Raw genomic sequence first — 9,530 nt, forward strand, 5'->3', positions numbered from 1 at the left:
CGCGGCGTGGGCGCGCTTGCGGTCAGCGCCGCCACCTGCCGGGCAAAGGCCGCGCCGGCGGGCACATTGCCCACCAGCGCCGCCACCTGCCGCACCTGTGCCACCACCGCCGCCGGGCTGGAGGGATAGGGCAGGGCGACCAGCCTTATGCCCAGCCGCGCTGCCAGCGCTGCCGCCTGGGGGTCGGCCCCCATGGTCAGCACCAGGTCCGGCGCCAAGTCGATCACCGCGCTCAGGCTGCCGCTGTTGGTGGCCAGGCCCCGCGCCCGGCTGGCCAGTGGGCTTTCCTGGCGGTCAGCCCCCAGCCGGCTGATGCTGGCAATCTGGCCGGGGCGAGCGGTGAGCAGCAGATATTCATCAGTGCACAGGTTGAGGCTGACGATGCGGTGCGGGGTGGCGGCCGCCGCCACCCCGATGGTCATGCAGGCGAAGGCGGCCAGAACCTTCACAGCCGGAACCGGATCCCGCCATGCGCGGTGAGGCCCGGCCCGCGATAGGCGAACACATCGACCTGGCGGGCGTCGAGCGCGTTCTCGATGCGCGCCGTCAGGTCGATCTGGTCGGTGATGTGCCAGGCGCCGGACAGGGTGACGAGCGTGTAGGCGGGCAGGGTGACGGGCACGAAGCGGGCGAAATCCGTGTCGCCGCGTGCCCCGGTGATGGCCGCCGACGCCGCCAGCTGGAAATGTTCGTGGTTGTAGACGGTACTGATGCTGCCGCTGTGCCGGGGTCGCCGCACCTCGCGCACCAGTGCGCCGCCGGCCACCTGCTGCTGGCTGGCATCCAGCCAGGCATAGCTGCCGCGCAGGCTCAGCCCTGATCCGATGGCGATCTGGCCTTCCACCTCAATCCCCTGGCGCCGGCTGCGGCCGCTGGCGTTGGCCACGCCCGACAGGAAGGTTTCGGGATCGAAGGTGCTGATGATCTCGTTGTTGAGGCGAGCGCGATACCAGGTGACATCGATGTAGCGAGTGAGATTGCCCCAACGCAGGCCGACATCCCAGCCGGTGCTGCGTTCCGGCTTCAGATTGGGGTTGCCGATGAAGAAGCCGGGGAAAAAGCCATAGAGATCATAGAAGGTGGGATCGGCGATGCCGCTGCCCCAGCTGCCGTGCAGGCGCAGATCGGCAGCCAGCTTCAGGCTGGCGTTGGCCCGCGCCGTGGTGGCATCGGCAAAGCGGTTGTTCCAGTCCCGCCGCACTGCGATGCCGGCGGCAAGGCGATCGGCCAGCTCCAGCCGATATTCGCCCACCGCGCTGGTCTGCGCCCGGCTGCGGCGCTGGTTCGAGAAGGCGTCGGGATCGGCATCGATGCTGGCAAAACGCTCGTCCTGGTGTTCCACGGCCGCCGTGACGCGGTGCTCAAGCGCGCCGGTGTCGAAACGGAAGCTGCTCTGATAGCGATATTGCTCACGCGCGCCGTTGCTGCGGTTCACGAATGCGCCGCCGTCGCGGTTGCTGTTGGCGGCACTGCTGTGGGTGACCGAGAGGCTGTGGGTCCAGCGCCGATCCGCCAGGAAGAGGTCGATCTGGCCGCGTGCGGCCCATTGCCGTGTGCGGGTCGACAGCGGCGCATCGAGCGGCACCCCGGCGTCATAATCGAAATCGTCGAACTTGCTGTTGCTGCTGACATGGCGGAGCACCAGTGTCGCGGTCAGGTTCGAGGCAATGGCAACGCCGCCTTTGGCGTGCAGCGTGAGATTGTCATAGCCGTCACGGTCGCCTGGCCCCGGAGCGATATTATAGCCGCGCGACGACAGCCAGGCACCCTGCACCGACAGGCCAGCGCCGCTGCTGTTGGAGACGGTGGCACCCAGCCCCAGTCGCGCCGTGCCCAGGCTGCCGCCCTCGGCCTCGCCGAACAGGCCCTGGCGGCTGCCCAGGGGATTGGTGGTGGTGATGTTGATGACGCCGCCGATGGCCTCGCTGCCCCACAGCGCACTCTGCGGCCCGCGCAGCACCTCGATGCTTTCCACGCCGGCGGTCAGTAGCGTTTCATAGCGGAATTCGCCGGAGGAGGCCGGGTCGGTCATGTCGATGCCGTCGATGAAGGTCATCGTGTGGTTGGCTTCGGCGCCGCGGATGCGCACCTGGGTCTGGGCGCCCATCGGCCCAGTCTGGGCGACGGCGACGGACGGCACCAGCGTCAGATAATCCTTCACTTGGCTCAGGTTGAGCCGGTCGATCAGCACATTGTCGATGAAGCTGTTCGCCGTGCCCGACAGGATGCGCTGCACGGGCTCGCGGCTAGCGGTGACCGAGATGGTGCCGGGTGGCAGCGGTTCGACCAGCACGATCTCGTCGGCCTGCGGCTTCACGGGGGTCGGGGTGGCCGCCAGCTGGGCGGCAAGCAGGATGGCAAGCATGAATTACGTCCTTTCGTTCGGCCCCTCGGGGCACGGGTGAGCGACACGAAGTCGCCACGAACGAAAGGGCAGCGGCGCTGCACCTTCATCTCACGCACCGCTGGTCCCGGCAGGCATGGGGCGACCGCCAGCAGCCACGCAGGGCCACGGACGGAACGGCAGGTCTCCTGGCTTGCGGCTCATGGCGCTGTTCTGCCGTCTTCCCGGTTGCCCAGTGACATGTGGCAGAGCAGCTGGCCGCTTACAGTTGCGGGCACAGCGCCGGATTTGCACCGGCTTCCCTATTCTCCCGCCGGCGAAGGCGGGCACCGTTCGGGGGGAGGGTTACGCCTGTTGCAATCGAGCGGTCAAGCCGCTATGCCGCGCGTTCAAATTTCCAGGGCCGGTCGGAACCGGTCCGCAGTGAAGGAAAAACCCATGAAGTCCGGCATCCATCCCGAATATCACAGCATCACCGTCAAGATGACGGATGGCACCACCTACACCACCCGCTCGACCTGGGGGAAGGAAGGGGATGTGATGAACCTGGAAATCGATCCGACCAGCCACCCGGCATGGACCGGCGGCACCGGCCGCATGCTCGATGCCGGCGGCCAGGTGGCGCGCTTCAACAAGCGTTTCGCCAGCTTTGGTCTGGGCGCGAAGAAATAACGCGCAGCGCGGCTCGTGACCATCGCGGAGCGATGGGCACAGACTCGCGCAAGTGCGGACGGCGAGCGAAAAGGGCGGCCCCAACAGGCCGCCCTTTTTGACTCGTCCGACGGCGCGGCTTTGCCGCGACGCTGGCTCTCCTCGATCTACCCCGTCACCATCGCCTTCGCCGTGGCATAATCCGCCTTGCCGTTGGGCGCGCGCGGCACTTTCTTGACGATATGCACCGTCTTGGGTGTCTTGTAGCCCGCCAGGTGCCGGCGCACGTGGGCGCGCAGTTCCTCGACATCCACCGGCGCATGGGCTTCCACCACCGCCGTCACGCACTGGCCCCATTTCTCGTCGGGCAGGCCGAACACCAGGGCGTCGTCGATGGCCGGGTGGGTCTTCAGCACCTCCTCCACCTCTTCGGGGAAGACCTTCTCGCCGCCGGTGTTGATGCACTGGCTGCCACGGCCCAGCAGCGTGAAGCTGCCGTCCTCCTCGATGATGGCGAAATCGCCGGGGATGGAATAGCGCACGCCGTCGATCTCCGGGAAGGTGGCCGCGGTCTTCACCGGGTCCTTCCAGTAACCGCGCGGAATCAGGCCGCCGCGGGCGATGCGGCCCATGGTGCCGGGGGCGACCGGCTTCATGTCGTCACCGATGATCAGCGTGTTGCCATCGGCCATGAACTTCGTTGCCGCCCCGGCATTGTCCTTGGTTTGCGCCGCCGCGCCGAGGCCAAGGCCTTCTGACGAACCCAGCGAATCGACGATCATCATGTTGGGAGCATGCTTGAGCAGCCCGGCCTTCACCTCTGGCGACCACATGGTGCCCGATGAGATCATCACGCCCAGTGTGGCAATACTGCCGATGCCGGCGTCCAGCGCCTTCAGTATCGGCCGGGCAAACGCATCGCCCACGATCACGGCATAATCGCAGGCCTCGCTCTGGCAGACGCTCACCGCCTCGCCCGGATCGAAATTGTGGCCGGGCAAGGTGACGACCGTGCCGCCTTTCGACAGCGTGCCCATGGCGATGATCAGGCCGGTGCCGTGCATCAGCGGCGGCAGCACCAGCGCCTTCTGATACCCCTTGCGGGCTTTCACATTCGCCACATGCTCGGCGATGCTTTCCGGCGGTGGCTCCAGCGGGGAGGGCGCGCCCCAGCCCATCAGGCCCCACAGCGCGCCCTGGTCCCACATCACGCCCTTCGGCAGGCCGGTGGTGCCGCCGGTGTAGATGAACAACATGTCGGTCGGCTGGTGGTCCTGCGGCGGCAAGCAGTGGCCGGCGCTGGCCATCGCCTCGAAATCGGTCGCCCAATCGGGTGCATCGCCACCCACCTGCAGCCACAGCCTGGTCGGCAGCCGGTGGCGCAATCTGCCCAGCAGCTCGGCAAACTCGGCGTCATAGACGACGACCGCCGCATCACTGTTGTCGAGGATGTAGAGCAGCTCCTCGCCGGTGTAGCGATAATTGACATTCACATGCACCATGCGGGCGCGGAAGGTGGCCGCCAGCGTCTCGCAATAGGCTGGCCCGTTGCGCATCAGGTGAGCCACGCGGTCGCCCGGTACGGCGCCAGCGGCCTGAAAGCCGGCGGCCAGGCTCTCGCTGCGCGCCGCCAACTCCCCCCAGCTGCGGCGTTGATCGCCGTGGACCAGCGCCGGCCGTTCGGGTTCGAGCCCGCGCGCAACGGCCTCGAAAATGGCGCCAAAGCTGAACTGTTGCGGCATGGCTCGTCTCTCCCCGCCGCCACTTTATGGACAGCGCGGATTTGCGAAAGCCTGCACTTGTAAGGGGAGAGCGCGCCTCAGCTGTCGGGTTGCAGCAAGCGGTGCAGGTGCACGACGACATATTTCATCGTCGCGTCATCCACCGTGCGCTGCGCGGCGGAGCGCCAGGCCGTCTCGGCGCTCTTGTAATCGGGGAAGATTCCGACGACGTCGAGATTGTGGGGATCGACGAATTCCACCCCCTGCGGATCGGCCACGCGGCCACCAAAAACGAGATGCAGCTTGCTCATGCGCGGCCTCTAGCCGCAGATCCCCTCACGCGCCAGTGGCAGCACGCGCATAGTCGGGCTGCAACCGCTGCATGGTGGCGGCAAACCAGGCCTCGAACTCCGGCCCGTCCCAGGCGCGGTGATTGCCTTCGCGGTAGCAGCCGGCGTTGCGCATGTAGAATTCGGCGTTGATGCGGTTGGGCAGGCGGTTGTCGCGGGTGGCGATCACCTTGGCCGGGCTGCCGACGATGATGCTGTTCTCCGGCGCTTCGAACCGATCCTTCAGATAGGCATGCTGGCCGACGATGGAGCCGGCGCCGACCACCGCGCCATTATACACCGTCGCATTGATGCCGATCAGGCAATGATCGCCGATCCGGCAGCCGTGCAGCGTCACGTGATGGGTGACGCTGGTATAGGCACCAACAATCACCGGCTTGCCCGGATCGGTGTGGATCATCACGAAATCCTGCACATTGGCGCCTTCGTGGATCTCGACATGGGCGCATTCGGCGCGGATCACGGCGTTGCACCAGATACTGGCGTTGGGGCCGATCGAGACATGGCCATAGATCTGGGCCGACGGGTGCACAAACGCCGTCGGGTGAATGTCGATCCGGCTGGTCATGCTGCCCCCCGCTTGCTGCCCGCTATTTGGTGTTCACCGCCAGGCTCTTGGCGTTCGCACTCTTCATGAACGTCACCAGCGCGTCAAAGCCGTTCTTGGCGATATAGCTGGTGAAATCGGCCTCCTGGGTGAGCGACAGGTTCACGCCCGCCACCACCAGATTGTTGACCAGCAGCTTGCCGCCATCCGATTTCACCTGCCAGATCGTGTCGATCGGCTGGGCGCCGGGGCGGGTGACGCGGGTATAGACTTCGGTGAAGGCGCCGCGGCCCAGCGTGCGCTGCACCTGCACCTTTGCATCGGCATAATCATAGAGCCGATCGGCATAGGCATTGAGCACGAACTCCGGGAAGGCGGCGCGATAGGCGGCCAGCTGCGCCGGGGTGAGCGTCGCCTTCTGGCGGCGGATCAGGCGCATGCCGATATCATCCAGCGCCACATTCTGGGTGAGCATGGTGCGGAACCTGGCGCGCGAAGCGGCCTTGCTGAGCGACTTGTCGCGCAGCACGGCAAAGCCATCGCCCACAAGTTTCTCGATGAACGGCCGCGCCGCCGGATCGCCGGGGCTGGCGGCCGAAGCGGCACCCACCTGGGCGGCGGCGGGAAGGGCGGGAAGGGCGGCAAGCAGCGCGGCTGCGATCAGGTGCGTGTGTTTCATCGGGCCCATTTGCCTGCGCCAGCCTGAACCTGAGCTCAACAAGCTGAAACTCAACGGTTGGTGATGCGGCGGGCGAGCGCGCCCAGGCTGCGCTTTTCGGCGGTGCTGGTCGGGAACAGCAGGGCCAGTGCCGCGCCGGCGGCGATGCCGGCCAGGATCGCCACCACCGGATTTTCCTTCACCAGCGCGCGGGCATCCTCCGCCACATTGCTGTCATCGGGCGGTGCCAGGGCGGCATCGTCATAATCGCTCCAGGCCTGCAGGTCATCGCCCAGATCGAGCTCGGCCTTGCTGATGCGGTTGCCGGCATAGAGCGCCAGGCCAACGGCGGCGACGGCGGCGCCGGTGGCGATCGGGTGGGTCTTGACCACGTCGCTGGCATCGCGGGCCAGGCCGACGCCGCGCGCCTTCACCGCATCAATTGCCTCGTCAACGATGCGGCGCGGCGCCAGGCTGCTGGTCAATTCGGTCACGTCATCAGCCAGCGCCGCCCCGGCATCATCGGCCGCGCGGGCAAGATCCTCGATGGTGGGCTGCTGGGTCATGGCGTCTTGTCCTTCGGCGGTTTGGTGCGGGCGGCAAAGCGATCAATCTGTGCCTGTAATGTGGCCATGCTGCGCCGCGGTGCAAGGTCCACCGCGGAAAGCCGCGACAGGCCGGCCTGGGCCAGCGCCCAACCCGCCAGCAGCGCCAGCACGGCCACGATGGCGCAGGCCGCCACCGGGCCAACCAGTTGCGCCAGCGCCAGCACCCCGGCCACGGTCAACAGGGTGAGCGCCGTCATCATCAGGCCCGACGCCGCCAGCAGCATGATCAGCGGCGCGCGCAGGGCGCCGGCATTGGCGCGCAGTTCCGCCGCGGTCAGCCGCGACAGATTCTGCATGAGCAGCAGGAAGCCGCCGACCATCTGCCGGGTCTGGTTGGCAAGGCCGCTGCCCAGCTTCATCAGTCGCGCGCGGCCTTCAACATGCGGCCGGCCAGGAAGCCAACGGCAATCGCGAGGCCAACGGCGGCCGCCGGCTGGGCGCGCACCAGTTCGCGGCCATCCTCGACCAGTTCCTCCACCGATTTTTCGGCCAGCGCATCGGCAATGGCATCGATGGTGCCCGACGCCTCGCCAACCAGTTTTGAAACCGGGGCCGCCGCTTCGGGCAGATTGTCGGTCAACAGATCGGCCAGCGATTTCAGGCCGCGCACCTGGCCCACCAGGCTGTCGCGGGCATCCTCCACCATGGCCACCAGCCGGTCGCGGGCGAAATCGGCAAGACCCGACAGGCCCTTGGATTGGCCGGGCACGGCCACACCGGCGTCGATCTCGTCGGCGGTCCAGTCGCTGGCATCAATCGGCAGGGGGTCGGTCATTGCTTCTTCCATGGCTGTGCACACGCCAACGCTTGCCCACGCGGGCTCACCTCTCTATCTGGCGTGGCCGACGCCGCTGCGCAAGCAGGCAGGTTCACCTATGCCACACTGGAAGGCGCACTGCATGACCGCGATCATCGACATCCACGCCCGTGAAATCCTCGACAGCCGCGGCAATCCCACCGTGGAAGTGGACGTTGTGCTGGAAGATGGCAGCACCGGCCGTGCCGCCGTGCCGTCGGGTGCCTCGACGGGCGCGCACGAAGCGGTGGAATTGCGCGACGGCGACAAGGCCCGTTACCTCGGCAAGGGCGTGCTGAAAGCCGTCGCGGCCGTGAACGGCGAGATTTTCGACGCGCTGTCGGGCATGGAAGCCGAAGAGCAGGGTGCGGTCGATGCCGCCATGATCGAGCTCGATGGCACGGCCAACAAGGGCCGGCTCGGCGCCAATGCCATCCTGGGCGTGTCGCTTGCCGTTGCCAAGGCGGCGGCGGATGCGCGCGGCCTGCCGCTGCACCGCTATGTTGGCGGCGTCTCGGCTCGCCTGCTGCCGGTGCCGATGATGAACATCATCAACGGCGGCGCCCATGCCGACAATCCGATCGACGTGCAGGAGTTCATGGTGATGCCGGTGGGCGCCAGCTCCATCGCCGAAGCCGTGCGCTGGGGCGCCGAGATCTTCCACACGCTTAAAGCTGAGCTGAAGGCGCAGGGCCACAACACCGCCGTCGGCGATGAAGGCGGCTTTGCCCCCAACCTCAACGGCACCCGCGCCGCGCTCGATTTCGTCATGGCCGCTGTGGAAAAGGCCGGCTTCAAGCCCGGCGACGACGTGATGCTGGCACTGGACGCCGCTGCGACCGAGTTTTTCAAGGACGGCGCCTATCAGTTGCACGGCGAAGGCCTGACCCTGACGCCGGCACAGATGGCCGATTACTGGGCGGCGCTGGCCGGCGATTATCCCATCCTGTCGATCGAGGACGGGATGAGCGAGGACGACATGGAAGGCTGGAAGATCCTGACCGACAAGTTGGGTGGCACGGTGCAGTTGGTTGGCGATGATCTGTTCGTCACCAACCCGGCGCGGCTGGGGCAGGGGATCAGCGACGGCCTCGCCAACGCGCTGCTGGTCAAGGTCAACCAGATCGGCACGCTCACCGAAACGCTGGCCGCCGTCGAACTGGCCCACCGCAACCGTTATCGCACGGTGATGTCGCACCGTTCGGGCGAAACCGAGGATTCGACCATCGCTGACCTGGCAGTGGCCTGCGGCTGCGGCCAGATCAAGACCGGCAGCCTAGCCCGCTCCGACCGGTTGGCCAAGTACAACCAGCTGATCCGTATCGAGGAAGAACTGGGTTCGGACGCCGTATACGCCGGCCGGTCCGTGCTGCGCTGAGGTTGCTCCGGCCCGCATCGCCCTCTATCCAAGCGGCCGTGCGTCGCTTCCTGCTGATCCTGTGCCTGTTGTGGGCCGCGCCGTCGCTGGCTGCGCGCATCATCGCGCTTGAAAGCCAGCCGGGGCGCGTGATCGTAACGGCGGATGGCCCGCTGCCGGCGGCCCAGGCCTTTGCCCTCTCCGATCCATTCCGGCTGGTGGTGGATTTTGTCGGCGTTGTCGAACCCGGCCTGTCTGCGCCGGGCACCAACAGCGTTTCGGCCCTGCGCGCCGCCATGTTCGCGCCCGGCACCGCCCGGCTGGTGATCGATCTGAAGGCCCCGGTGATCATCCGCGAGGCGCGCGCCAGCGGCAACCAGGTCACCATCATCCTCGATCGCGCTCCGCCCGACGTGTTTGCCGCGCAAGTCGCCCGCGGGCGCAAGCCGCTGCCGCTGCTGCGCAGCGACGGCCCACCGCCGCCGCCGACGCCGGCCA

The 9,530-nt window shown here is 67.1% G+C and carries 11 protein-coding genes, 1 pseudogene and 1 riboswitch; of the genes and pseudogenes, 3 read left to right on the forward strand and 9 right to left on the reverse strand.

The window, feature by feature from the left end; translation table 11 throughout:
- Positions 1 to 449, reverse strand: a pseudogene (locus GJ693_RS10895) (ABC transporter substrate-binding protein); the annotation flags it as partial.
- Positions 446 to 2,365, reverse strand: coding sequence for a TonB-dependent receptor plug domain-containing protein (locus GJ693_RS10900; protein ID WP_156256332.1), 1,920 nt, complete (start codon positions 2,363 to 2,365; stop codon positions 446 to 448). The pseudogene GJ693_RS10895 and the gene GJ693_RS10900, both read right to left, overlap by 4 nt.
- Before the next feature lie 140 nt (positions 2,366 to 2,505).
- Positions 2,506 to 2,693: riboswitch (cobalamin riboswitch) on the reverse strand.
- 89 nt (positions 2,694 to 2,782) lie between these two features.
- On the opposite strand from GJ693_RS10900, the gene rpmE reads away from it, so the two are divergent.
- Positions 2,783 to 3,016 carry a 50S ribosomal protein L31 gene (gene rpmE / locus GJ693_RS10905; RefSeq protein WP_156256333.1) on the forward strand — a complete coding sequence of 78 codons (234 nt, stop codon included), beginning with the start codon at positions 2,783 to 2,785 and terminating at the stop codon, positions 3,014 to 3,016.
- 146 nt (positions 3,017 to 3,162) lie between these two features.
- Here rpmE and GJ693_RS10910 read toward each other — a convergent pair whose 3' ends face one another.
- The 7 genes from GJ693_RS10910 to GJ693_RS10940 all read right to left on the reverse strand — a co-directional run bounded on the left by GJ693_RS10910 (position 3,163) and on the right by GJ693_RS10940 (position 7,654).
- Positions 3,163 to 4,737, reverse strand: coding sequence for an AMP-binding protein (locus tag GJ693_RS10910; RefSeq protein ID WP_156256334.1), 1,575 nt, complete (start codon positions 4,735 to 4,737; stop codon positions 3,163 to 3,165).
- A gap of 77 nt (positions 4,738 to 4,814) precedes the next feature.
- Positions 4,815 to 5,027 (reverse strand): DUF4170 domain-containing protein, encoded by a 213-nt coding sequence (locus GJ693_RS10915; protein ID WP_156256335.1) that lies wholly within the window; start codon positions 5,025 to 5,027, stop codon positions 4,815 to 4,817.
- A gap of 25 nt (positions 5,028 to 5,052) precedes the next feature.
- Positions 5,053 to 5,634, reverse strand: a complete 582-nt coding sequence (locus tag GJ693_RS10920; protein WP_156256336.1) for a gamma carbonic anhydrase family protein — start codon at positions 5,632 to 5,634, stop codon at positions 5,053 to 5,055.
- A gap of 22 nt (positions 5,635 to 5,656) precedes the next feature.
- Positions 5,657 to 6,292 (reverse strand): MlaC/ttg2D family ABC transporter substrate-binding protein, encoded by a 636-nt coding sequence (locus tag GJ693_RS10925; protein WP_197042123.1) that lies wholly within the window; start codon positions 6,290 to 6,292, stop codon positions 5,657 to 5,659.
- Between the two features lie 50 nt (positions 6,293 to 6,342).
- Positions 6,343 to 6,837, reverse strand: a complete 495-nt coding sequence (locus tag GJ693_RS10930) for a hypothetical protein (protein WP_156256338.1) — start codon at positions 6,835 to 6,837, stop codon at positions 6,343 to 6,345.
- Positions 6,834 to 7,238, reverse strand: coding sequence for a phage holin family protein (locus tag GJ693_RS10935; RefSeq protein ID WP_156256339.1), 405 nt, complete (start codon positions 7,236 to 7,238; stop codon positions 6,834 to 6,836). The genes GJ693_RS10930 and GJ693_RS10935 overlap by 4 nt, the downstream gene beginning before the upstream one ends.
- Positions 7,238 to 7,654 carry a hypothetical protein gene (locus GJ693_RS10940; RefSeq protein ID WP_156256340.1) on the reverse strand — a complete coding sequence of 139 codons (417 nt, stop codon included), beginning with the start codon at positions 7,652 to 7,654 and terminating at the stop codon, positions 7,238 to 7,240. Before GJ693_RS10940 ends, GJ693_RS10935 begins: the two co-directional genes overlap by 1 nt.
- A 124-nt stretch (positions 7,655 to 7,778) precedes the next feature.
- Here GJ693_RS10940 and eno point away from each other — a divergent pair, with 124 nt between their 5' ends.
- Together eno and GJ693_RS10950 are read left to right on the forward strand one after the other, a co-directional pair.
- Positions 7,779 to 9,053, forward strand: coding sequence for a phosphopyruvate hydratase (gene eno, locus GJ693_RS10945; protein WP_156256341.1), 1,275 nt, complete (start codon positions 7,779 to 7,781; stop codon positions 9,051 to 9,053).
- Between the two features lie 38 nt (positions 9,054 to 9,091).
- Positions 9,092 to 9,530: AMIN domain-containing protein (locus tag GJ693_RS10950; protein ID WP_156256342.1), on the forward strand; the 439-nt coding region annotated here is incomplete at its 3' end.

This window comes from Sandarakinorhabdus oryzae (genome assembly GCF_009733735.1).
GTDB lineage: Bacteria > Pseudomonadota > Alphaproteobacteria > Sphingomonadales > Sphingomonadaceae > Sandarakinorhabdus > Sandarakinorhabdus oryzae.